The sequence below is a fragment of the Sphingobacterium sp. PCS056 genome, assembly GCF_023273895.1.
In the GTDB taxonomy this organism is placed as follows: Bacteria; Bacteroidota; Bacteroidia; order Sphingobacteriales; family Sphingobacteriaceae; genus Sphingobacterium.
This window is the reverse complement of the sequence record NZ_CP096883.1, coordinates 557288-580602: the sequence shown is the minus strand read 5'-3', so window position 1 is coordinate 580602 and position 23315 is coordinate 557288. Positions and strand designations below refer to the sequence as shown.

Here is a 23315-nt window from a genome sequence, read left to right as displayed (position 1 = left end):
ATTATGCGTACATTCCTATCCTTATTAAAGCGAGAATTTCAACTCTTTTTCCAAAATAAAGTGTTGCTCATGCTTTTCGTGGGAGCGCCTATTTTATACGGTGTTTTAATTGGTGCTGTCTATCAAAAGGGTAAAGTAACCCATTTGCCTATAATCGTGGTGGATCAAGACCGAAGCCCGCTGAGTAAACAACTGATCACGATGTTTAATGAAAGTGAAGTCATTTATGTAGCTGCTATTTTGCCTGATGCGTTTAATGCAAAACAAGAGGCACTGAAACATGAAGCTACGGTAGTGGTTCAAATTCCTAAAAATTTTGATTCGGATGTGAACTATAATAGAAGCACAGAATTAACATTTTTTGTCAATGCTGCCAATACCTTGACATCCAACTATGCAAGTATGGCTGCAAATGTTTGCGCTGCAACGCTAAAGGCAGGAATTCAAATAAAAGCGCAACAGAAAAAAGGTGTTCCTGAATATGTCGCAACTCAGCAATATGAACCTTTTAAAACGACTATCATACGGCAGAATATTAAAAGTGGCAATTATTTGTATTTTATGCTACCTGGTGTTCTTTTGACTGTACTACAACAAGTCATGATGCTTGCCTTAGCATTAAGTTTTGCTTCTGAATTTGAAAAGGGAACATTTAAAGATTTAGTCTCAAAATCGTCGAATGTACTCTTATTGATATTGGTTAAGATAGCCCCTTTCTTATTGATGTCTATTGGGATATATATCCTCTATTATGGTTTTTCAATTTTTTACCGGATGCCATTGCATATACCTATGGCACCTTTTCTCTTTGGGACCATACTATTTCTACTTGCTGTCAGCTTTATTGGCATATTGGTCAGCATCATAATCCCTAGCCAGCTTAAAGCGACTGAGATCCTGATGGTGATCGCTACACCAAGTTTTATCTTGAGCGGTTTTACTTGGCCTTTAAGTCAAATGCCGGATTGGGTCGTCCATATTTCAAAATTGATACCTCTGACACATTATTTGGAAATATTTAGGGTTCTGGTCATTGAACAAGGTACAGTGGAAAATGTGCGGTCATCTATTGCTGCACTTGCATGGACGACTGTGATTTGCTTTATTCTTTCATTTGTTTTATTATATCTGAAAGTGAAAAAAACAAAGAAAGAGGGGAGAGCACCTGCTACAAGTGATATCTAATGGGTAGGAATAGATGGATAATGTCCTTTTAGTATGCGTGTTTGCGTATACAGTTTTATCCAAGTTTCATTTTATGGGTGTCCTATTGAAGCGTTAGCACATTAAATTATTAAGAGTCAATAATTAATTTTATTGACTCTTAATGTATTGTAAATAAGTTTGTTAATTGTTTTAAAGTATGCTTTGTGGCACTTGGTTTGAGCACTTCATACCAAACGACACTAAATATCTTGATTATGAAAACAATGAAATTTTCGGTATTGGTAGCCACTTGGGTTGCTATACTCACAGTGTTCAGTCTGACATTCGTCTCAGCTCAGCAAAAGCAGCCAGAAAAGATGGTCAAAAAAACAGAGCAAAAGATGGCTCCAGCCATTCCTGTAAAACAAAATCCAGAAGTGGCAAAAGATTCTACTTCGGAAAAAAAAGTAATGGATAGAAAAATGAACAAAATGATGCCTAAACCTAAACCTCCGGGTAAATAGGTTTAAGTAAAACGATACAAAGAAGAGCAGGTTTGGCATGGATACATGTCAAACCTTTTTTATCATTTATCTGTTGTGTTAAATGTGTGTTAATTGCTTGAAGTCTAGTTGTTATTGGCATTTGTTTTGAATTTATGTAACTAGTTTTACACTTAAAAATATTGGGTTATGAATACCTTAAATTATTTTAAAAAATGGGCAGCAGTAGCTGCATTGGTTTCTATGTTTGGAATTGCAACAAGCAGTGCACAAGAAACACCTCCACATCATAAGGCAGTTAAAAAAGCAGAGAAGACGGTTAAGGATAATACAACCGTGACCAAGGAAACAGCAAAACAATCTGCTAGAAAAGAAAGTGCTGCTGCAAAAACAGAGGCTGACAAAGCTGTGAAGTCAGCAGAAAGAGCCAAATCTGATGCCGCTAAAACAAAAGTGACAGCAAAACAATCGGCTAAAAAAGAAAGTGCTGCTGCAAAAACAGAAGCTGACAAAGCTGTGAAGTCAGCGGAAAAAGCCAAGTCTGATGCCGCTAAAACAAGGGAGTTAACAAAGCAAACTGTAAAAAAAGAAAATGAAATTTCAAAAGCAGAGGCTAATAAAGCTGTAGAGAAAGCAAAAAGTAATGCTTCGGTTTCTACTATTAAAATGAAAAATAGCGTTTCAGCAACTAAAAAATCGGGTACGGATAAGCTATCATCAGAGAAATATAATGGACATGCTGTATATATCGGTCCAGAAGGTGGCAAATATTATATCAATAGCAATGGTAATAAAACATATATACCAAGAGATTAATATTGTTTTTTTATAGGAGACAGATCCAGGTGTTTGTCTCTTTGACAGCTGAAAAAGTTGATTTTTAACACATCAAAAAAGGCTATTCGAATAACTCGAACAGCCTTTTTCTTTTTCAAAAATCAAAATAAATGATTAGCAGTACTCGTCAAATGCTGCAACTAAATTGTCAGCAATCATTTGTGCAGAGCGACCCTCAATCATATGTCTTTCTATCATATGAACTAATTTACCATCTTTGAACAGAGCCATTGCAGGAGAAGATGGAGGATAAGGCAACATATAGTTTCTAGCTTTATCAACGGCGTCTTTTTCCATACCTGCAAATACCGTTACAAATTTAGTAGGACGTTTTTCATTTTTTACTGCCGCTTTAGCTGCAGGACGGGCATTTGCTGCTGCACAACCACATACTGAGTTTACAACGACAAATACTGTACCTTCAGTAGCGATAGCTGCATCAACTTGCTCTGCAGATTTTAACTCTTCGAAACCTACATCTGTAAGCTCCTTACGCATTGGTTCTACTAAATATTCTGGATACATAATCTTCTTTTTTAAATTTAATACTACAAATATAAGGGTTGTTAGGAGCTAAGTCAAGACATTAGTCTCAAAACAATGTCAGAATTTGAAAGCTTTCAAATTCAACGTTTTGATTTAAAGGTATTGATTGGTATTTTTGCTAATAAATTTAAAACTTAAAAAGAAGAATATATGTCATCAGTAGCAAGTACATACGTACCATACAAAGTTAAGGATATCAGCCTTGCTGAATGGGGTCGTAAAGAAATAGAATTAGCGGAAGCTGAAATGCCTGGCTTAATGAGCCTTCGTGCTGAGTTTGGTGCAGCAAAACCATTAAAAGGTGCGCGTATTGCTGGTTGTCTTCACATGACTATCCAAACTGCGGTGCTTATAGAAACTTTGGTTGAATTGGGTGCTGATGTAACTTGGTCATCTTGTAATATCTTTTCTACTCAAGATCATGCTGCTGCTGCTATTGCCGCTGCAGGTATTCCTGTTTATGCTTGGAAAGGTATGAATGAAGAGGAATTTAACTGGTGCATCGAGCAAACGTTATTCTTCGGTGAAGATCGTCAACCCTTAAACATGATCTTAGATGATGGTGGTGATTTGACAAATATGGTGTTTGATAAATACCCGGAATTGATTGCTGAAATCAAAGGTTTATCGGAAGAAACAACAACAGGTGTTCACCGTTTATACGAGCGTATGAAAAATGGTACACTTCATTTACCTGCGATCAATGTCAATGATTCGGTTACGAAATCTAAATTTGATAATAAATATGGTTGCCGCGAGTCATTAGTTGATGCGATCCGCCGTGCGACCGATTTGATGTTAGCAGGTAAAGTAGCTGTAGTGGCTGGTTTTGGTGATGTAGGTAAAGGTTCTGCTGAATCATTACGTTCGGCTGGTGTACGTGTTATCGTGACAGAAATCGATCCAATCTGTGCACTACAAGCAGCAATGGAAGGCTTTGAAGTGAAAAAATTTGCTGATGCAGTGAAAGAAGCAAATATCGTTGTGACGACTACGGGTAATAAAGATATCGTTCGTGCTGAGCATTTCAAAACAATGAAAGATAAAACAGTTGTTTGTAATATTGGTCACTTTGATAACGAGATTGATGTAGCTTGGTTAAATAGCAATTACGGTAATACTAAAATTGAGATCAAACCTCAAGTGGATAAATACACGATCGATGGTGTGGATATTATTTTATTGGCAGAAGGTAGATTGGTGAATTTAGGCTGTGCTACTGGACACCCTTCATTTGTGATGTCTAATTCATTCACTAACCAAACGTTAGCGCAATTGGAATTATGGACAAATACTGCTGCTTATGAAAATAAAGTATATACCCTTCCAAAATATTTGGATGAAAAAGTAGCACGTTTACATTTAGCGCATATCGGTGTTGAATTAGACGTATTGACCGAAGAGCAAGCTGCTTATATTGGTGTTACTGTTGATGGTCCGTTTAAAGCTGAAGCTTACCGTTACTAACATCAAATATTTAAAAATAAAAAACGCCTCAATTGAAAGCAATTGAGGCGTTTTTGTATAATAATGATTATTAGCCGGATATATTTAAATATCCATTCTTAAATTTCGGTAAACTAATCGCATGATGTATAGAAATACAATACCTGCGGATATCATGGTAAAATTGATAAACAGAAATATAATGAATGCTGATGCTGTGATGTAAAGAAAGAAAAGGATACCGTCTTTGGTACTGTGCATCTGATATATAGCCACACAAGCTAATATATAAATAAAAGAAATAATGGCTGTAACAGTCAGGTCTAAATGCAATGAATTAAATAATGTAATCATTTTTTTGTTATTTATGAATGTACTAATTTTTAAGCTAAACATTCATGAGGGCAATAGGTTGTACTTTGCAAAAGACGAAGAGTAAGCGGTACAATTAATTGTATCTCTTTACAGATTGGGATTTGTAAATTTCAAAGAATTGTGCTCATTAGTAAGCATTTGTTGTCATAAACGCGCTATAACAACGGTACAAATTTACCGTTCTAATGTGAAGTTAATGTTAAGTTTTCATGTATTTCGAAAATCTTATTTTCTGTTAATAGCTTCTAGTGCATTTTTAAGTCTTTCATCACCTAATCCGGATATGATGATATAGTTCGCCTTCAAGGATTTTAGTTCGGATTCCCACACGCCCATAAAGTGTTCGCGATGCTCAGGGAAGTCGCGCAATGGATCTTCTTCCCATGGAAGATCAATATCCATCAGGAGATAGAGGTCATAATGGCGATTGTTAATCTCCTCCTTCACGTCTTGAGGCGTATCGCCAAATAAATAATCACACCATATTTTAATGGTCATGATGGTCGTATCACAAATAAGCAAATTATTTTTTGCTAGTGGGATCAGCGTATTTTCCAGTGCTATTTGACCATAGTACATATTGACCTCATCCTGCAAGGTATATTCATTATGTAAGTTTTTGCAATATTCTCGTGCGTATTCTGGGACACAGACAGTATCAAAATGTCGTGCTACTGCTTGTGCTATAGTAGATTTTCCTGTTGATTCAGGTCCTACAACGGCGATTTTTATTAAGTCTGGATTTGATGTACTCATTCGTGGGTATAAAGTTAGGCATCTTGTTTGGACATTATAGCATAAAAGTACGATAAGTGACTCTCCAATCCTTATAGCCCATCCACGCGATGATGGCAAATACGAAGTATAGAATTGCGGTGAGCAGTAGACCCTTATGAAAATAGAGCGGAATATAGCAGATATCAACAAAAATCCACAGAAGCCAATTTTGGAGTACTTTTCGAGTCATTAGGAATTGGGCAACAAAGCTGACTGCTGTACAAAAGCCATCTGCGTAAGGAACGTCCGAGTCGGTCATTTTCTGTAGAAAAGTGCCAAGCAAAACGGTTAGGATGACGATAATAATAAGGGTGAAGAGCATTTCACGATTTGTAAACGAGACAATCGGTTTATCATCTTCTCTGATTTTTTTAGACCAATAATACCAACCATAAATGGCTGTACTTAAAAAATAGAGTTGTAGTACTGCGTCACCATATAGTTTACTATGATAGAAAATATAGGCATAGGTCAGCACGCTGATCACACTGATGGGCCAATTCAGGATATGTTGTTTGGCTGCGAGATAGACACATAGAAAACCGGTGATGGTGCCAATCCATTCGAGCATGGTGGTCTGGGCAAATTGTTGAAAAATCTGCTGTATAATTGCAGGCATAGCTTTCGTGTCTTTAGCAGGTAAAGATACGAATTTAGCAAAAGCGTTCATTTGCCCAAAATAATTTTAGGGCATCAGTATGTTAATAGGACTATTCGCAACGTTACAGTATGGGTTTCATAGCAGGTTCCAGTCCCAATTCCACTTACTGCACTTGCTTATTGGCACAAGTAGTACTGGCAAAAGATTCCGGCTTTGCCTTAAAGACAAAACCCATTCCCATAATGTAACCCATCGCCTCTTTTAATGCAACATTTGACTGGAAATTAGGATTGGTGTTGATGTCGGCGTGAACTTCTAGATCGACTTGGTACTGTTCTAGAAGTGGGCATAGTTCGTAAGCAACTTCGATTGATTTTTGAACTTCCAGTAGCATGCGCTCTTTAATGCCCATCAGGTGAGTTCTTTTATCTTTATGAACAAACATAAAGCCACCTCGGTGTTCTCGGAGGAAAACAATGACTGTAGCAAAATCGATAGTTCCTCTTTTTATTTGTGAATCTGTTCCGATATAGACTTTGAGTTTATTGCCCAGATCTATTTCTTTTAAGATATTGGTTTCAACAGCATCCCATATAGATGTCTTGATGCTTTCGCCATTGTATTTCTGCCAAGTCATATAAAAATAAGTTAGTTTGTGTATGTGCGTATTTCATTTTGTTGATTAAATTTACTGATATATAATGTGTTAAGAGCAATGCTCCGTATTAAGTTTTTACTACTAAATTATAAAGATTAGTGCTTACTCCCGTAAGCAAGATCTCCTGCATCTCCTAATCCTGGTACGATATAAGCTTTGCTTGTCAATTCATTATCCACTGCTCCTACCCAAATGATTGCTTTGGGTAAAAATGCTTGAACATGTCTTATTCCTTCTTCTGAAGCGATGGCAACAACAATATGCAATTCTTTGATCGCATAATCAGCCAATAGGTCTTTGCAACATAATACGGCACTTTTGCCAGTAGCAAGCATCGGATCTGCGACAATAACCACTTTGTTGTCAAGATCCGGAGTATTGACATACTGTTTATGTATTTCAAATTCACCGCTCTTCTTGGTATGGCGATATGCCGCGATAAAGGCACTGTCTGATCGGTCGAAAACATTTAATAATCCCTGATGTAAAGGCAGACCAGCTCGAAGAATTGTCGCTAAAACGGGGTGTTCAAGAAGCATCTGTGTATTCGCGATACCTAAAGGAGTTTCCACATCTGCGGGAGCGTAAGTCAATGTTTTACTGATCTCATAAGCGAATATTTCTCCTAGGCGTTCGAGATTGCGACGGAAACGCATACGATCTTTCTGAATAGTAACATCACGTAATTCTGCAATGTATTGATTGGCGATGCTGTTTTGCGTACTTAGGATGTTTAGCATATGGTGTAGATTATAGTGATTATAGCAATTTACACAAATAATCTCAATTTACTGTTTGATTAATGATAAAATAGTTCAGGTATTTTGTCCCCTACGTTATTATACAAATGCCTCATTTATTTTGATTAAATTTGTCATACTTGAATAGGATTTTATGAAGTTTCAACTTACATCTGAATATAAACCAACTGGAGATCAGCCTACTGCTATCAAAGAATTAGTGCAAGGTTTGAATGAAGGGGAACAGTACCAAACACTTTTAGGGGTGACGGGATCGGGAAAAACTTTTACAGTTGCCAATGTCATCCAGCAAACCCAAAAACCGACTTTAATACTCAGCCATAATAAAACCTTAGCAGCGCAGCTCTACGGAGAATTTAAACAATTTTTTCCTGATAATGCTGTCAATTACTTTGTCTCGTATTACGATTATTACCAACCTGAGGCTTTTATAGCATCATCCAATACGTATATTGAAAAGGATCTGGCCATTAATGAGGAAATCGAGAAACTGCGTTTAGCAACGACTACTGCTTTGATGTCTGGACGACGTGATGTTATTGTGGTTTCTTCTGTTTCCTGTATCTATGGTATGGGTAATCCAGAAGATTTTTCACGGTCCATATTTCGCTTTGCAATAGGAACGGTTATTTCTCGAAATGCTTTTTTACATCGTTTAGTGGAGATTTTATATGCGCGTACGACTACGGAATTTAAAAGAGGAACTTTTCGGGTGAAAGGAGATACGGTTGATATTTACCCTGCATATCTAGATTTTGCCATCCGTGTTTCTTTTTTCGGGGATGAGATCGATGAATTGAGCGAGATTGATCCTTTATCGGGAAAGACGTTAAATAAAATGGAGGATCTTGCTCTTTTCCCTGCTACATTATTTGTTACACCAAAGGAAAAGTTTACTTCTACGATTTGGGCTATTCAAGAAGAAATGGTACAACGTAGAACACAGTTGGAAGAGGAAGGTAAAATGCTAGAAGCAAAACGTCTGGAAGAACGTGTCAATTACGATCTGGAAATGATGCGTGAGCTTGGTTATTGTTCTGGAATTGAAAATTACTCCCGATTTTTTGATGGTCGTGAACCGGGGATGCGTCCCTTCTGTTTGCTAGATTATTTCCCAGAAGATTACTTACTGGTTATCGATGAAAGCCATGTAACGATTCCGCAATTACGGGCGATGTATGGTGGTGACCGATCTCGCAAAATTGCTTTGGTAGAACATGGTTTCAGATTACCTGCGGCGTTGGATAATAGACCTCTGAATTTTCCGGAATTTGAATCCTTGACCAATCAAACCATCTATGTTTCTGCAACTCCGGGCGACTACGAATTGCAACAAACAGAGGGTGTTTTTGTGGAGCAAGTGATTCGTCCTACTGGTTTGCTAGATCCGATCATTGAAGTACATCCGGCAATCAATCAGGTGGATGATTTTCTGGAAGAGGCTGACAAGGCCATTAAGGCAGGTGGTCGTGTACTGGCTACTACGTTAACGAAACGGATGGCTGAAGAGTTGACCAAGTATATGACGAAGTTGAATATCAAAGTTCGTTATATCCACTCTGAAGTAAAGACATTAGAACGGGTCGAAATTTTACGTGGATTACGCCTCGGCGAGTTTGACGTGCTGGTGGGCGTAAACTTGTTAAGGGAAGGACTCGATTTGCCTGAAGTAACTCTTGTAGCGATATTAGATGCAGATAAGGAAGGTTTTTTACGTTCGCAAAGGTCATTGATTCAAACGATTGGTCGTGCTGCCCGTAATGATAAGGGACGGGTGATCATGTATGCTGATCGGATGACTGATAGTATGACTTTGACGATTGATGAAACCAATCGTAGACGTGAGAAACAGATGAAATATAATGAAGAGCATCATATTACTCCACGTACTGTTGGTAAAACGAAAGCGGAAATTATGGAGCAAACCTCTGTCGCAGATTTTAATGGTTTAGAACAACAGATCTATGTTGAACCGGATCCTACTGTAACCGTTGCTGCTGATCCGGTATTGCAATATCTGGGAGAGAAAGAGCTTAAAAAAGCGATTGATACCGTTCGTAAGAAAATGGAGAAAGCAGCCAAAGAAATGGACTTTTTAGAGGCTGCCAAACTTAGGGATGAAATGTTCTCGTTAGAGAAAACATTTGATGAACGATTTAAATAAACATAGCATTTAAGGAGTGCCTGTAGCATCATATGCTGTATAGGGCACTCCTTATTATTTTTTCTATTATTCTTTTTCTTTATATAAAACGGTATTGCCTTTTATCAGCGTCCAGCAATGCTGATCCTGCATTAATTTATAATCTTTGTTTTCATACTCATATGCACGGACATGTTTGAGCACAATACTTTCAGGGCTTTCTTTTACAAAAACTTCTGCCGCTTGTTTCTTTTCGTCAACGATTAGGAAAGCTGCTGTTTGATAACTTTCTTTATTATCGATAACGTCGAGTTGTATTTGTTCGAAAGGACGTACGCAGCTATCTTTTAAGGTTGACCACGTGTAGCCTGCACTTGCTATACAACCGTGAGCATCTTTGTCTGCTCCAACTAAGGGAGTCTCTGGAGATTGTGATGCTTGTTTGTTCTTGGATTGACAAGACATAAACATAATCGAAGCAACCATGACCATATTAAGTAAATGTTTCATATGTTGGTGTTTGTATTTCAGGTATTCCTACATAAATTGTACCATATAAAATATACTTATTTGGTCGATTTTTTTTATAAACCTTTCTTTTGTCAAAAGGCTTCATTATTTTTATAAGAATAAGTTAATACCTAATCAACTAAACAAAATAGATACATGAAAAAGCCAATAATTGTCATCAAGTTTGGCTCGGCTTCCATTACTACTTCGGATGGCGAAGTAGATGAACGAACCCTATTAGAAATTGCAAGACAAGTAGCTCAACTACAGCCCTATTATAACATCGTTCTGGTCTCATCAGGTGCTGTTGCAGCCGGTAAAAAGTTTTTAACCCGTTATGCGGGAACACTGTCAGAGCGTAAAGCGGCTGCAGCGATTGGAAATCCGCTATTACTACAACTATATAGCACTTATTTTAAACCTTTTAAAATTGCATTGGCCCAAAGTTTATGTGAGCGTCAGCATTTTGCCAATAGGAACCAATTTGTGCAATTGAAAAGCACGTATGAGACGTTATGGAAAAATAACATTATTCCAGTAGCTAATGAGAATGATGTGGTGAGTAATAAAGAATTGAAGTTTTCTGATAATGATGAGCTTGCCACCTTAATTGCGGTTGGATTTGGTGCTGAACAAATCTTATTTAGTACTTCAGTACTTGGAGTTTTGGACGCAGAGGGCAACGTTATCCCAGAATTGAAAGTGATTGATAAGGCCGCGCTTTCATTAGCGCGTACAGATAAATCTTCAGTAGGTCTGGGGGGTATGACTTCTAAATTAAATTTTGCCCGTTTGGCCAATCAGATGGGAATTCGGGCCGTTATCTTTAGTATGCAAACGGAAAATGCACTGCTGAAAGCCATAAAAGGTGAAACGGGTACTATCTGTTTGGCTCAACCAAAGAAAGTCTCTTCGCGCAATAAGTGGCTGGCCAGCGGTAGTTTAATTAAAGGAAAAGTCATCATCGATCAGGGTGCAGTGGAAGCGCTGTTACAACGGAAAAGTCTGCTGCTGGTCGGTGTCAGGGACGTGGTACAGCAATTTGAAGCAGGAGAGGTTTTTCAGGTTTTTGATGAGGCAGAAAATATTGTTGCCGTTGCCAAATCAAAATGGGATGCTGGAGATTTAATAGATAAAGAGAAGCGGACAGATATTGTATTGGCGCATGCCGATGATATCGTATTGTTATAGTATGGAAAATATCACAAGACAATTAGAAGCAGCACGGGCTGCTACCCGGGATATCAATCAATTGGATTCGGGTAAAAAGGAAATGATCTTACAGGATCTAGCAGATGCTCTGTTGAGTAATGTTGGTGCTATTCTTACAGAAAATGAAAAGGATGTGCAATTAGTAGATATCGATGATCCCAAAAGGGACCGTTTGATTTTAAATGAGGATCGGATAAAGGCATTAGCTAAAAGTGTGCTCGATGTCGCTCAGCTTCCTGATCCATCCGGTCAGCTATTAAGCAAGCAGGTATTGGAAAATGGATTGTTGTTGGAAAAAAAGGCTGTTCCTTTAGGAGTTGTTGCGGTTATTTATGAATCAAGGCCCAATGTCACGATCGATGTTGCGGCGCTTTGTCTACGATCGGGCAATGTCTGTTTGTTAAGGGGAGGGACCGATGCTTTTCATACCAATACTGTATTGATTGAAATCATTCAGCAGGTATTGCTTAAAAATCAGCTAAATCCAAACATTGTCCAACTGCTTCCAACAGATCGCAAGTTTGTGCAGGAATTGCTTACGGCAACGAAGTATGTCGATATCATTATACCTCGCGGTTCACAATCGTTGATTGATTTTGTTCGCGCTCATGCTAAAGTTCCCGTTATCGAGACAGGAGCAGGGGTGTGCCATACGTATGTGGAGCAATCTGCTACCATTGATAAAGCAGTTGCTATTGTTGCTAATGCAAAAATATCAAGACCATCAGTATGTAATGCCCTGGATACGGTATTATTGGATGCGCCAATTGCGGATTTATTTCTTCAGCATATTATTGTCCCTTTTCTCGAAGAACAGGTGGAGATTTTTGCAGACGAAAAGAGTTATGACATTTTGAAACAACTGCGCTATCCTTATTTGCAAAAAGCGGATGCTGCTGATTTTGGACGTGAATTTTTGGATTTAAAATGTTCCATAAAAGTATTAGATGGGCTTGATGCTGCCTTGGAGCATATTGCGACTTATTCTTCCAGACATTCAGAATGTATCGTTTCTAATGATGCTGAAAAATTGGAACGATTTATGAATGCTGTCGATGCCGCTGCTGTATATGCAAATGCTTCTACCAGATTTACAGATGGTGGAGAATTTGGTTTAGGAGCAGAAATTGGTATTTCTACACAAAAGCTTCACGCGAGAGGACCTTTTGCTTTGGAGAAATTAGTGACTGAAAAGTGGTATGTAACAGGTAATGGACAAATAAGATAATATGGGAATAAGATTTGAAAGTAATTCATTGTTGAATTGGACAAATGAAATGGGTAAGTTTTTGAGATTACTTGTCGATGAGCAGCATGTGTTTGATGAACCATCTTCCCTCGTATTTGATAAAGCCTATGGTGAGTTTTTTAAAAATAACCGCGATAATTTTCTTAAAATAAGTGGGATAGAAATGTTGCAATATGCAAAAGAGGAATTGGATGTGGAGCAGATCAGACCTTTAGCATTGGTCTTGATGCATGATGGCTTGAGAAGTCCAGCTAAAGAACAGCAGCATGAATTGCTTTCGAAAGCTAAGCTGTTATTAAATTATGTGATGAAAGAGACATCGAGTTTTGCTTTTGAGGATTATGGGTACTTGGCAACAATAGACAGTAAACTTTCTCAATAAAGTGCCATACATTGGCTGATCTTTTCTATCCAGTCTCAGTAAAACAAAAGGGAACAATTTTGTTCCCTTTTGTTTTATTTATTTTAAGATTTCTCTCGCGATGACCAATCGCTGTATTTCAGAAGTTCCTTCGTAGATTTGGGTTATTTTTGCGTCGCGCATCATGCGTTCCACATGGTATTCCTTTACGTATCCGTAACCTCCATGGATTTGTACCGCTTCAATACTTGTTTTCATCGCTACTTCTGAGGCATGAAGCTTGGCCATCGCAGCCTCTTTACTGTAAGGCAATTCCTGATCTTTGGTCCAAGCTGCTTTATAAGTGAGTAGCCGTGCTGCCTCTATTTCAACCTCCATATCCGCGAGTTTAAATTGGATCGCCTGATGATCAGAAATCGGTTTACCAAAAGTTTTACGTTCTTGGGCATATGCGAGAGCGAGATCATACGCACCAGCCGCTATACCCAGTGCTTGTGCTGCGATACCAATCCTGCCACCATCTAAAGTTTTCATCGCAAATTTGAATCCGAATCCATCTTCTCCGATCCGATTTTCTTTGGGGACTTTGACATCTGTAAATAAAAGCGAATGTGTGTCCGAACTACGGATTCCTAATTTATTTTCTTTTGGTCCAATGGTAAAACCAGGCATACCTTTTTCTACAATCAAGACATTGATACCGCGATGTGCTTTTTCTGGATGGGTCTGTGCTATGATGAGATAGATATCGGCATTTCCGCCATTGGTAATCCAATTTTTAGTTCCATTTAATAGATAGTGATCTCCTTGATCTATTGCTGTTGTATGTTGGGAGGTTGCATCGGATCCTGCTTCGGGCTCAGATAGGGCAAATGCGCCCAATTTTTGGCCGCTGGCCAGTGGTTTTAAGTATTTTTCTTTTTGCTCCTCAGTGCCGTAAGCTTCCAGTCCATAACACACCAGTGAATTATTAACAGACATAATTACAGCAGCAGAAGCATCTATTTTGGCAATTTCTTCCAGCACGAGGGTGTAAGCTAGCGTATCTAAGCCGGCACCCCCGTACTGGGTGGATACCATCATGCCCATGAAACCTAATTCGCCCATTTTCTTGACCTGCTCATAAGGAAATACTGCTTTTTCATCCCTTTCGATTACACCAGGTTTTAAATCGTGCTGCGCAAAATCTCGTGCAGCTTCCTGAATCATTTTATATTCTTCGCTTAATTCAAAATTCATAATGCGTACATTGGTAATGGTTTGTAAGTAAATATACTTATTTTTTATTATGCTTGCATAATAAAATATTATAAATTTTTGTTAACAATTGTAAAAAAATAAGCTTTGACTTTGTTATGAATAAAAATCTACTATATTTGTAGAGTATATAGTGTATAACTTAAAAAAAATAGATATGAGTTTAAGATTAGGAGATGAAGCGCCAAATTTTAAAGCGCAAACAACCATAGGAGATATTGATTTCCATGAGTATATTCAAGATAGTTGGGTTGTGTTTTTTTCTCACCCTTCAGACTATACACCTGTATGTACCACTGAACTTGGGCGTACCGCAAAATTAAAATCAGAGTTTGATAAAAGAGGTGTGAAAGCCATTGCTCTAAGTGTTGATCCTCTAAAGGATCACTTTGCTTGGATTGAAGATATTAACGAAACACAGGATACAACGGTTAATTTTCCTATCATTGCCGACGAAGATCGACATGTATCTGAATTGTATGATATGATTCATCCCAATGCATCTGCTACGGTAACGGTACGTTCTGTATTTATAATTGGCCCAGATAAAAAGATCAAATTGACATTAACTTATCCTGCATCTACGGGACGTAATTTTGATGAGATCTTACGTGTGATCGATTCCCTACAGTTAACAGCAGATTATTCAGTGGCGACACCAGCTGATTGGAAACATGGTGAGGATGTGATTGTGGTTCCAGCAATAAAAACGGAAGACATTCCTGCAAAATTTCCAAAGGGTTTTAAAGAAATCAAACCGTATCTGAGAACGACACCGCAACCAAACTTATAGGGCTTATCAGAAATTGTCATAAAAAAAGGGATCAATATTTATATTGATCCCTTTTGTTTTATATTCCTGATTGTAAATTAATACACCTTTACCATGTATATATAATCTTGTATTCGCTTGATCTGTTCTGTTCGTGAAAGTCCAGAAAGCATGTTTTTCTTATTCAATTTTACCTGACCCTGTAGGGAGTCTGCCGGAATTTCATCCAATGCTTTTAAGATTGATTTTGTTTTGATCGCAAAAGCAGCTCCGTCGATACCTCTCTGTTTACCAGAGATAATTCCGATAACATTACCTTTTGTATCCATCACTGGACCGCCACTATTTCCTGGATTCACCGGAATTGAGATTTGATACGCGATGGTATCTCCTGCATATCCTGTTGCAGAACTCAAATATCCTTGGCCATATACGGCTTCATCACGAGGGAAACCGATAGTGTAAATATCTTCACCTAAATCAGATGCTCCGGTTTTAAACGTATAAGGGAGTGCCTTGCCTTTTTTAAAGCTAGCATCTTCTATCAATAGGATCGCTAAATCATTGGCTGCATCTGAATGGATCACTTGTGCTTTATACGATTCTCCCTTATTATTTTGCAAATAAATAGAATCGGCACCGCTTACTACGTGGTAATTTGTCACCACATAACCGTTATTGGAAACCATAAAACCTGTGGCTCCAAATTGGCTAGCTGAGGCTTCATTTGCTTTTGTAGATTTATTGTTGATATTTTTAAGTGCAGCATTATGTTCATTGACATCTTTCTTCACATTGTTCATATCGCGTTTTAATGCACTATAATCTGTGTTGGCTTTATCAATGTTTTTATAGTAACCTGAAATCCATAAAGTAGAAAATACGGCTACCACAGCCACAGCTGCTGCCACGAGTGAACTTGCTTTCAATTTGGCCCATAAAGAAACAATTTTTGTTTGTTTCATCGGGATCACCTGAGCTTGATGGTGGGATTTGTGATATCCTTTAGCAACTTGTGCTAGTTGCTGTTTAAAATCTACACGAGCTTGAGTTGCTTTCAAATTATTAACAAATTCACGGTGCTGCGTTAATTGCGCCGAGAAAGAAGGATTTTCTGCACAGAAAGATTCAAAAGAAGAACGTTCTTCTTTTACCATTTCATCTCTGAGATAGCGATCTGCTAATTCAAAAAATTCTTGTTGACTCATCATACTCATTGTTTGTTATGCTATTTCGTTATTGCGTGAAAAATAGTTTTTTCAATCTTTGCAGGCATTTATACTTTTGAGTTTTGGCATTATCTGTATTGGTATATCCAAACTTCTCGCAGATATCCTGCATCGAGTGGTTTTGAATATAAAAATCATGAAGGATGGTTTTGCAAGGTTCTCCTAAAAGGGACATCGCATGTTCCATTTGATCAAACTTTTTATCAAGCTCCTGATGTTGCTCGATATCATCGTTATCCGGTAGTGAATCTTCGTAACCCCGGATATCTACTGAACCAAAGCCTGCACGATTTAACTGCTTAAGCCAAAGTCTTCTGCAAATCGAATAAAGATAAGTTTTAAGCTTACTGCTTAATTCAAAATTACCTTTTGAAATCTTATCATAAAGCACGATAACGGCCTCTTGAAAGATATCTTTTGCCTCATCTTCGCTTCCGTTATTTTGAGCAATCATATGGGCAATAGACGGGTAGTACAAGTCATATATTGCATCAAGTGCAATACGACTACCCGATTGAATACCGGCTATGATTTGCTCATCATTCTCGAGCTTATTTGATTTACTGATCTTACTCACCTATTAATACCTTAATATAACTAATAGTAACCCAACGAGTTTAATATTTATGATGTTTCGTAGAAAAAACTATTCTACTTCAGGCCAAACCTACTCTTTTTTTTTGATAAGCGTAAATTTTTTAAACGAAAAAAAGAGCGTTTTGGTATGCGTGAAGATTACATTGGATAGCAAGCTCTTTTACTTTGATCCGTATATTCTAGCTTTTTTTTGAAGTAACTGAAACAGTTTCATTTATATATGGAAATATTACGCAATCGAATGATTAATTGTCGCGACTTGTATTTCATTATATTGCTTATATTTTTGTATACAACCTCTATTTAATAATTCAATATGATCAAATCATTATCTATGCGGATAAGCTGTCTCATGGCAGTTTTATTGGCATCGACCTTCCAATCGAACGCGCAAATCGGAGATCCCGTCGCGGGCTTTCGTTACGGGGCCGAAACTGTTCCCACAGGAAAAGAATGGGAATCACCACAAGATCTAGCGCTCAATAAAGAGCAGCCACATGCTTATTTTTTCTCCTTCCAAGATGCGCATAGTGCACGTCAGGTATTACCCGAAAATAGCTCGTATTGGCAATCCCTTAACGGTACTTGGAAATTTAATTGGGTAAAGACTCCAGAAGAAAGACCTAAAAATTTTTCTGATCCTAACACTGACGTTTCTTCTTGGGATAATGTCGGAGTTCCGATGAGTTGGAACATTGCCGGTATTCAAAAGGATGGTACACTCAAATACGGTGTGCCTATTTATGTGAATCAACCTGTCATATTTCAGCATCAGGTCAAAGTAGATGATTGGCGCGGCGGGGTGATGCGCACCCCTCCACAGCATTGGACAACTTATATATATCGCAATGAAGTTGGATCATACAGACGCTCATTTACCGTACCTACAAATTGGGATGGCCGTGATATCTATATCAATTTTGATGGTGTGGATTCATTTTTCTACCTCTGGATCAATGGTAAATATGTGGGCTTTTCAAAAAACTCACGCAATGTAGCTTCTTTCAATATCACGGATTACTTGAATAAAAAAGGAGAAAATGTAGTTGCTGTAGAAGTATATCGTAATTCAGATGCTTCTTTTATAGAAGCACAGGATATGTTTCGCCTACCGGGAATATTTAGAACGGTGGCATTGACATCAAAACCGAAAGTTCAAATCCGTGATTTAGTTGCTATTCCTGATCTGGACGCCCATTATCAGGATGGAACGTTGACGATCAAGTCTGAAATTCTGAATAAAGGCAAAAAGATTGCGAAAGGATTGAAAATAACCTATAGCTTGTATGCAAATGAGTTGTATAGCGACGTCAATAAGGCTGTTCAATCCAATCTGGTTTCGAGTAATGTTGTCGATGTCAATCCCAATAGCTCATCTCTTGTCCATGCTACTTTGCAGATTGCAAATCCAAACAAATGGTCAGCCGAGCGTCCATACCGTTACACTTTGGTGGCCGAATTGAAGGATAGTAAAAATAAAACACTAGAAACATCTTCAACATATGTTGGATTCCGTAAGGTAGAAATCAAAGATACAAAAGCGTCGGATGATGAGTTTGGTTTAGCTGGTCGCTATTTTTATGTAAACGGTAAGACTGTAAAACTTAAAGGTGTCAACCGCCATGAGTCTAATCCGGAGAAAGGAAAAGTCGTGACCCATGAACAGATGGAAAAAGAAATCATCTTGATGAAACAAGCGAATATTAATCATGTTCGTAATTCGCACTATCCAGATGATCCATATTGGTATTATCTCTGTGATAAGTATGGTATATACTTGGAAGATGAAGCTAATATTGAAAGCCATGAATACTATTATGGTGATGCTTCTCTATCACATCCCCCAGAATGGAAGAATGCTCACGTCGCGCGCAATCTGGAGATGATCCACGCTAATGTAAATCATCCGTCCATTGTATTATGGTCATTAGGAAATGAGGCTGGTCCCGGAAAGAATTTTGTAGCGGCATATGATGCGATTAAAAAGTTTGATACTTCGCGTCCTGTTCAATATGAACGAAATAATAGCATTGTTGATATCGGTTCTAACCAATATCCTTCCATAGAATGGGTGCGTCAGGCTGTAAAGGGTCAATTCAAAATGAAATATCCATTCCACATTTCTGAATATGCCCATTCAATGGGAAATGCATCAGGTAATCTGATCGATTATTGGGAAGCTATAGAGTCCACTAATTTCTTTATGGGAGGAGCTACGTGGGATTGGATCGATCAAGCCATGTATTATTATGATAAGCAATCTGGGGAAAAATTCCTGGCTTATGGTGGTGATTTTGGAGATAAGCCAAATGATGGCACATTTGTCAATAACGGATTGGTTTTCGCTGATATGAAACCTAAGCCGCAATATTATGAAGTGAAGAAAGTCTATCAGAATGTAGGTGTACAAGCTCTTGATATAGCACAGGGTAAAATAGAAATCTTTAATAAGAACTATTTTACTTCTTTGGCTGATTATGATATCGTCTGGTCTTTATATGAAAATGGGGTAGAAGTACAAAAACCTGTCGCAGTAGCCATAGCTGGTGCAATCGCTGCACGTGAGAAAAGGGTGATTACCTTACCTTTTGATATTCAAAAATTCAACAAACAGTCTGAATACTTTGTTAAAGTACAGTTTTTATTAGCAAAAGATCAATTGTGGGCTGCTAAAGGATATGTACAAATGGAAGAGCAGTTGTTGGTAAAAACAGCAGCACAGAGATCATCTATTGCACAAGTTCAAACAAAATCGCTATTGAAGATCGCTGACGAGCAAAACCTAAAAGTTATTAAAGGCACTGATTTCGTTATCAAATTTGATACTGAAAATGGAAGTATATATAGTCTGACTTATGCCGGCAAACAAGTTATCCGTGATGGGGAGGGACCTAAATTAGACGCCTATCGTGCACCTGTGGACAATGACAATTGGGCTTATCAACAGTGGTTTCAAAAAGGATTACATGATCTAAAACATAAAGCGTTATCCAATTCGATCTACACAAGAGCAGATGGAGCGATCGTCCTATCATTTATGGTAGAATCGCAAGCTCCTCATGCGTCGACTATCAAGGGTGGTACTTCAGGTACATATACAGTAGAAGAGCATAAAGATAGACCATTTGGTGCCCATGACTTTAAGTTCATAACCAATCAGGTTTGGACGGTCTATCAAGATGGTTCCCTCGAATTAGCGGCAAATGTTACTTCTAATGATGAAACACTTGCATTGGCGCGATTAGGATATAGTATGCAGTTGCCGGAGCAGTATAACAACTACACCTATTACGGCAGAGGTCCTATCAATAACTATGCAGATCGTAAAACTGCACAGAATATTGAACTGCACAAGAGCACTGTTAAAGATCAGTTTGTGCCATGGCCCAATCCACAAAGTATGAGCAATAATGAAGAGGTGCGCTGGACTGCTTTAACAGATGCAGCAGGAAGTGGTGTGGTCTTTATTGCTAAAGACCATATGTCAACTTCGGCATTACCTTGGAGTGAGATGGAATTAACGTTAGCGAGTCACCCCCATAAATTACCCAAAAGCTCGGGCACACATTTGCATATCGATGCTGCAGTTACTGGTTTAGGTGGAAATAGTTGTGGACAAGGACCTCCATTAGAGCAAGATCGTGTCAAAGCCAAATCGACATCATTTGGATTTATCATTCGCCCTATTTCCAATCAAGATTATAGTCAAAAATCTCAAGTCGCTCCAGCTGGCGATATGCCCATCTCAGTTTCGAGAAGTCGTAATGGTGATTTACATATTGCAAGTGAGCAGGCATCGGCAGCATTATACTACACAATTGGTAAAGGAAAACCACAGCTATACAAAGCTCCTGTCAACTTGCGTGAGGGCGGTATCGTAACTGCTTGGGCTCAGGGATATGAAAAATTGAAAGCTTCTTTTGAATTTCCTAAGATTGAAAGTATCCCGATGCAGGTGATTTTTGCTTCTAGTCAAGAAACAGGAGAGGGCGAAGCGTCTCATTTATTAGATGGAGATCCGAGTACCATATGGCACTCGATGTATTCCGTTACAGTTGCCCAATATCCTCATTGGGTAGATTTTGACGCAAATACCATTAAAACCATCAAAGCGTTTACCTATACGCCGCGTCAAGGTGGTGGTAATGGTGCCATCAAAGGATATAAATTGCAGGTGAGCACCGATGGTAAAAATTGGAGTGATCCTGTAGCGGAAGGAAATTTTGAGAATAATGGAAAACCGAAGACGATAACTTTAGCAAAGCCAGTTAAGGGACGTTTTATTCGTTTTACAGCCTTGAGTTCTCAAAATGGACAAGACTTTGCTGCGGCAGCAGAATTCGCTGTGAGCGCAGAATAATAGCTTGAGCTATAACAGTAGAGAAGCCTTGGTATATCGCGTATACCAGGGCTTCTCTTTTATAGACAAGTATAGATACGAAAGGATCGTGATTGCTTTGATCGAAATAGTAAGAATTTATCTGGATATGGGATCATGTTGGTATTCAGCTATTGAATAAACATAAGTGGAACTGGCGACATGTGATAGGTCTGACTACGATTGATTCGAAAATCAAAAAATAGGTCAGGCTGTTATCATAAGTTGAGGTGCTGGCTGTAGATCGGGTAGGGGGCCATCAGCTTGTGCGGATGTGTAACCTGGATATAAACAAAAAAAGCCTTCAATTTGCATTGAAAGCTTTTTTTTCCAGCGGTCCGGACGGGACTCGAACCCGCGACCCCATGCGTGACAGGCATGTATTCTAACCAGCTGAACTACCGGACCGTTTTTACTATTTTTTGGCGGTCTGGACGGGACTCGAACCCGCGACCCCATGCGTGACAGGCATGTATTCTAACCAGCTGAACTACCAGACCGAAAAATGTAAAGATTTATTTAAAATTGGCGGTCCGGACGGGACTCGAACCCGCGACCCCATGCGTGACAGGCATGTATTCTAACCAGCTGAACTACCGGACCAAATTTTAAATGTTGTTAAAGAACTATTCGAGATTACTCTCTATTTTTAGCGGTCTGGACGGGACTCGAACCCGCGACCCCATGCGTGACAGGCATGTATTCTAACCAGCTGAACTACCAGACCGTTTACCTTCTCTCTTGAAGGTGTGCAAATATAGCGTTTATTTCTTTATTTGCTAATATTATTTTAAAAAAAACTACTCTACGGCTCCGTCTTTCATCTTTTCGGCATTCTCAGCAAACTGTAATGCGTCGATAATTGGCTGAATATCACCGTCCAAAATAGCTGGCAAATTATATGTTGTCATACCAATACGATGCTCTGTAAATCTTCCTTGAGGGTAGTTATAAGTACGGATTTTTGCAGAACGATCACCTGTAGAGACCAAAGTTTTTCTTTTTGCAGCAATATCACCGTTCTTTTTGTTCAATTCGATCTCGTAAAGTTTAGTACGAAGCATTTCCATAGCCAACTCACGGTTTGCCAATTGTGAACGTTCTACCTGACAAACGACAACAATACCCGAAGGCTTATGAGTCAATTGTACTTTTGTTTCTACTTTATTTACGTTTTGTCCACCTGCACCACCAGAACGAGAAGTATGCATCTCGACATCACCTGGGTTAATGTCAACATCCACTTCTTCAGCCTCAGGAAGAACAGCAACAGATGCCGCTGAAGTGTGTACACGCCCTTGCGTTTCTGTATCAGGAACACGTTGTACACGGTGTACACCAGACTCATATTTCAACTGTCCGTAAGTATCTTCCCCAATAACTTTCAAGATCACCTCTTTGTAACCGCCTGAAGTTCCTTCAGTAACATCCATTACCTCAACTCTCCAGCCTTTTGTCTCAAAGAAACGGGTATACATACGGTACAAATCTCCAGCAAATAATGCGGCTTCATCACCACCTGTACCACCACGGATCTCGATAATCGCATTCTTATCATCCTCAGGATCCTTAGGAACAAGCATCATGCGGATTTCGTCTTCCTTCTCTTCTTTTGCACCTAATAATTCATCAAGCTCTTCTTTCGCCATATCGCGAAGCTCTTGATCTTTCTCATTGCTGATGATATCTTTGTTGGTTTCGATATTGCTCACCATATTTCGGTAAATATGGTATTGATCTACAATTTTGCCTAAATCTTTGTATTCTTTATTTAATTTGGCAAAACGCTTCATATCTTTGATGGTCTCTGGATTGCCTAATTCAGCCTCCACTTCTTCCCATCTTTCTTTTATCGCCTGTAATTTTTCTAACATAATTCACATTATTCAAACTCCGCGACATGCGCATGAGCTTTTAAGCTTACAAAAGTAAAGAAATTTTGTCGTTTTTATAATAG

21 protein-coding genes and 4 tRNA genes are annotated in these 23315 nt (G+C 38.5%); 10 read left to right on the top strand and 15 right to left on the bottom strand.

What is annotated here, in order from left to right:
- Positions 1-3: 3 nt before the first annotated feature.
- The 3 genes from MUB18_RS02405 to MUB18_RS02395 all read left to right on the top strand — a co-directional run bounded on the left by MUB18_RS02405 (position 4) and on the right by MUB18_RS02395 (position 2465).
- Entirely contained in the window at positions 4-1185 is a 1182-nt protein-coding gene (locus MUB18_RS02405; RefSeq protein ID WP_248754869.1) for an ABC transporter permease, read from the top strand.
- Positions 1186-1421: 236 nt separating this feature from the next.
- On the top strand, positions 1422-1670 hold the full coding sequence (locus tag MUB18_RS02400) for a hypothetical protein (RefSeq protein WP_094771721.1): 249 nt from the start codon (positions 1422-1424) through the stop codon (positions 1668-1670).
- A 168-nt stretch (positions 1671-1838) separates the two neighbouring features.
- Entirely contained in the window at positions 1839-2465 is a 627-nt protein-coding gene (locus tag MUB18_RS02395) for a hypothetical protein (protein ID WP_248754868.1), read from the top strand.
- 135 nt (positions 2466-2600) lie between these two features.
- Here the strand turns inward: MUB18_RS02395 and MUB18_RS02390 are convergent, their stop codons facing one another.
- Positions 2601-3011: a BrxA/BrxB family bacilliredoxin gene (locus MUB18_RS02390; protein WP_045754070.1), complete on the bottom strand. Its 411-nt coding sequence runs from the start codon at positions 3009-3011 to the stop codon at positions 2601-2603.
- 171 nt (positions 3012-3182) lie between these two features.
- Between MUB18_RS02390 and ahcY the strand changes: the two genes are divergently transcribed.
- Positions 3183-4499: an adenosylhomocysteinase gene (gene ahcY, locus MUB18_RS02385; protein ID WP_045754071.1), complete on the top strand. Its 1317-nt coding sequence runs from the start codon at positions 3183-3185 to the stop codon at positions 4497-4499.
- A gap of 84 nt (positions 4500-4583) precedes the next feature.
- Here the strand turns inward: ahcY and MUB18_RS02380 are convergent, their stop codons facing one another.
- The 5 genes from MUB18_RS02380 to upp all read right to left on the bottom strand — a co-directional run bounded on the left by MUB18_RS02380 (position 4584) and on the right by upp (position 7629).
- Positions 4584-4832 carry a hypothetical protein gene (locus tag MUB18_RS02380; RefSeq protein ID WP_146171112.1) on the bottom strand — a complete coding sequence of 83 codons (249 nt, stop codon included), beginning with the start codon at positions 4830-4832 and terminating at the stop codon, positions 4584-4586.
- A 246-nt stretch (positions 4833-5078) separates the two neighbouring features.
- Positions 5079-5609, bottom strand: a complete 531-nt coding sequence (locus MUB18_RS02375; RefSeq protein ID WP_248754867.1) for an AAA family ATPase — start codon at positions 5607-5609, stop codon at positions 5079-5081.
- Between the two features lie 34 nt (positions 5610-5643).
- A complete protein-coding gene (pnuC, locus tag MUB18_RS02370) occupies positions 5644-6300 on the bottom strand; it encodes a nicotinamide riboside transporter PnuC (protein ID WP_248754866.1) in 657 nt (218 codons plus the stop codon).
- Positions 6301-6394: 94 nt separating this feature from the next.
- A complete protein-coding gene (locus MUB18_RS02365) occupies positions 6395-6868 on the bottom strand; it encodes a ribonuclease H-like YkuK family protein (protein WP_045754074.1) in 474 nt (157 codons plus the stop codon).
- Between the two features lie 116 nt (positions 6869-6984).
- Complete coding sequence (upp, locus tag MUB18_RS02360; RefSeq protein ID WP_045754075.1) at positions 6985-7629, bottom strand: uracil phosphoribosyltransferase; 645 nt, start codon at positions 7627-7629, stop codon at positions 6985-6987.
- Positions 7630-7783: 154 nt separating this feature from the next.
- On the opposite strand from upp, the gene uvrB reads away from it, so the two are divergent.
- Complete coding sequence (gene uvrB, locus MUB18_RS02355; protein WP_248754865.1) at positions 7784-9814, top strand: excinuclease ABC subunit UvrB; 2031 nt, start codon at positions 7784-7786, stop codon at positions 9812-9814.
- Positions 9815-9880: 66 nt separating this feature from the next.
- On the opposite strand, the gene MUB18_RS02350 is transcribed toward uvrB, so the two are convergent.
- Positions 9881-10303 carry a hypothetical protein gene (locus MUB18_RS02350; protein WP_248754864.1) on the bottom strand — a complete coding sequence of 141 codons (423 nt, stop codon included), beginning with the start codon at positions 10301-10303 and terminating at the stop codon, positions 9881-9883.
- Between the two features lie 156 nt (positions 10304-10459).
- Between MUB18_RS02350 and proB the strand changes: the two genes are divergently transcribed.
- From proB to MUB18_RS02335, 3 genes are read left to right on the top strand one after another with little or no spacing between them, the layout of a single operon-like run.
- Positions 10460-11494 (top strand): glutamate 5-kinase, encoded by a 1035-nt coding sequence (proB, locus tag MUB18_RS02345; RefSeq protein WP_248754863.1) that lies wholly within the window; start codon positions 10460-10462, stop codon positions 11492-11494.
- 1 nt (position 11495) lies between these two features.
- Entirely contained in the window at positions 11496-12743 is a 1248-nt protein-coding gene (locus MUB18_RS02340; RefSeq protein ID WP_248754862.1) for a glutamate-5-semialdehyde dehydrogenase, read from the top strand.
- A 1-nt stretch (position 12744) separates the two neighbouring features.
- The gene (locus tag MUB18_RS02335) at positions 12745-13146 is read left to right on the top strand and encodes a hypothetical protein (RefSeq protein ID WP_094771723.1); all 402 of its coding nucleotides are present in this window, start codon (positions 12745-12747) and stop codon (positions 13144-13146) included.
- Positions 13147-13224: 78 nt separating this feature from the next.
- Here MUB18_RS02335 and MUB18_RS02330 read toward each other — a convergent pair whose 3' ends face one another.
- A complete protein-coding gene (locus MUB18_RS02330) occupies positions 13225-14364 on the bottom strand; it encodes an acyl-CoA dehydrogenase (protein ID WP_094771724.1) in 1140 nt (379 codons plus the stop codon).
- A gap of 175 nt (positions 14365-14539) precedes the next feature.
- Here MUB18_RS02330 and MUB18_RS02325 point away from each other — a divergent pair, with 175 nt between their 5' ends.
- Positions 14540-15175 carry a peroxiredoxin gene (locus tag MUB18_RS02325; protein WP_248754861.1) on the top strand — a complete coding sequence of 212 codons (636 nt, stop codon included), beginning with the start codon at positions 14540-14542 and terminating at the stop codon, positions 15173-15175.
- A 77-nt stretch (positions 15176-15252) separates the two neighbouring features.
- On the opposite strand, the gene MUB18_RS02320 is transcribed toward MUB18_RS02325, so the two are convergent.
- Together MUB18_RS02320 and MUB18_RS02315 are read right to left on the bottom strand one after the other, a co-directional pair.
- Complete coding sequence (locus MUB18_RS02320) at positions 15253-16365, bottom strand: trypsin-like peptidase domain-containing protein (protein WP_248754860.1); 1113 nt, start codon at positions 16363-16365, stop codon at positions 15253-15255.
- A gap of 25 nt (positions 16366-16390) precedes the next feature.
- The gene (locus MUB18_RS02315) at positions 16391-16960 is read right to left on the bottom strand and encodes an RNA polymerase sigma factor (protein ID WP_045756072.1); all 570 of its coding nucleotides are present in this window, start codon (positions 16958-16960) and stop codon (positions 16391-16393) included.
- 372 nt (positions 16961-17332) lie between these two features.
- On the opposite strand from MUB18_RS02315, the gene MUB18_RS02310 reads away from it, so the two are divergent.
- Complete coding sequence (locus MUB18_RS02310; protein WP_248754859.1) at positions 17333-21340, top strand: glycoside hydrolase family 2 TIM barrel-domain containing protein; 4008 nt, start codon at positions 17333-17335, stop codon at positions 21338-21340.
- A 352-nt stretch (positions 21341-21692) separates the two neighbouring features.
- Here the strand turns inward: MUB18_RS02310 and MUB18_RS02305 are convergent.
- The 5 genes from MUB18_RS02305 to prfA all read right to left on the bottom strand — a co-directional run bounded on the left by MUB18_RS02305 (position 21693) and on the right by prfA (position 23232).
- Positions 21693-21766: transfer RNA gene (locus MUB18_RS02305), tRNA-Asp, on the bottom strand.
- A 15-nt stretch (positions 21767-21781) separates the two neighbouring features.
- Positions 21782-21858, bottom strand: a tRNA-Asp gene (locus MUB18_RS02300).
- A 26-nt stretch (positions 21859-21884) separates the two neighbouring features.
- Positions 21885-21961, bottom strand: a tRNA-Asp gene (locus MUB18_RS02295).
- Positions 21962-22011: 50 nt separating this feature from the next.
- Positions 22012-22085 (bottom strand) — tRNA-Asp (locus MUB18_RS02290).
- Between the two features lie 73 nt (positions 22086-22158).
- Positions 22159-23232 (bottom strand): peptide chain release factor 1, encoded by a 1074-nt coding sequence (prfA, locus tag MUB18_RS02285; RefSeq protein WP_045755768.1) that lies wholly within the window; start codon positions 23230-23232, stop codon positions 22159-22161.
- Positions 23233-23315 lie beyond the last annotated feature (83 nt).

Excerpts from the sequence above, each read along its gene's own strand:
- MUB18_RS02405 (WP_248754869.1), top strand. The coding sequence starts at position 4 with ATGCGTACATTCCTATCCTTATTAAAGCGAGAATTTCAACTCTTTTTC.
- MUB18_RS02400 (WP_094771721.1), top strand. The coding sequence starts at position 1,422 with ATGAAAACAATGAAATTTTCGGTATTGGTAGCCACTTGGGTTGCTATA.
- MUB18_RS02395 (WP_248754868.1), top strand. The coding sequence starts at position 1,839 with ATGAATACCTTAAATTATTTTAAAAAATGGGCAGCAGTAGCTGCATTG.
- MUB18_RS02390 (WP_045754070.1), bottom strand. The coding sequence starts at position 3,011 with ATGTATCCAGAATATTTAGTAGAACCAATGCGTAAGGAGCTTACAGAT.
- ahcY (WP_045754071.1), top strand. The coding sequence starts at position 3,183 with ATGTCATCAGTAGCAAGTACATACGTACCATACAAAGTTAAGGATATC.
- MUB18_RS02380 (WP_146171112.1), bottom strand. The coding sequence starts at position 4,832 with ATGATTACATTATTTAATTCATTGCATTTAGACCTGACTGTTACAGCC.
- MUB18_RS02375 (WP_248754867.1), bottom strand. The coding sequence starts at position 5,609 with ATGAGTACATCAAATCCAGACTTAATAAAAATCGCCGTTGTAGGACCT.
- pnuC (WP_248754866.1), bottom strand. The coding sequence starts at position 6,300 with ATGAACGCTTTTGCTAAATTCGTATCTTTACCTGCTAAAGACACGAAA.
- MUB18_RS02365 (WP_045754074.1), bottom strand. The coding sequence starts at position 6,868 with ATGACTTGGCAGAAATACAATGGCGAAAGCATCAAGACATCTATATGG.
- upp (WP_045754075.1), bottom strand. The coding sequence starts at position 7,629 with ATGCTAAACATCCTAAGTACGCAAAACAGCATCGCCAATCAATACATT.
- uvrB (WP_248754865.1), top strand. The coding sequence starts at position 7,784 with ATGAAGTTTCAACTTACATCTGAATATAAACCAACTGGAGATCAGCCT.
- MUB18_RS02350 (WP_248754864.1), bottom strand. The coding sequence starts at position 10,303 with ATGAAACATTTACTTAATATGGTCATGGTTGCTTCGATTATGTTTATG.
- proB (WP_248754863.1), top strand. The coding sequence starts at position 10,460 with ATGAAAAAGCCAATAATTGTCATCAAGTTTGGCTCGGCTTCCATTACT.
- MUB18_RS02340 (WP_248754862.1), top strand. The coding sequence starts at position 11,496 with ATGGAAAATATCACAAGACAATTAGAAGCAGCACGGGCTGCTACCCGG.
- MUB18_RS02335 (WP_094771723.1), top strand. The coding sequence starts at position 12,745 with ATGGGAATAAGATTTGAAAGTAATTCATTGTTGAATTGGACAAATGAA.
- MUB18_RS02330 (WP_094771724.1), bottom strand. The coding sequence starts at position 14,364 with ATGAATTTTGAATTAAGCGAAGAATATAAAATGATTCAGGAAGCTGCA.
- MUB18_RS02325 (WP_248754861.1), top strand. The coding sequence starts at position 14,540 with ATGAGTTTAAGATTAGGAGATGAAGCGCCAAATTTTAAAGCGCAAACA.
- MUB18_RS02320 (WP_248754860.1), bottom strand. The coding sequence starts at position 16,365 with ATGATGAGTCAACAAGAATTTTTTGAATTAGCAGATCGCTATCTCAGA.
- MUB18_RS02310 (WP_248754859.1), top strand. The coding sequence starts at position 17,333 with ATGGCAGTTTTATTGGCATCGACCTTCCAATCGAACGCGCAAATCGGA.
- prfA (WP_045755768.1), bottom strand. The coding sequence starts at position 23,232 with ATGTTAGAAAAATTACAGGCGATAAAAGAAAGATGGGAAGAAGTGGAG.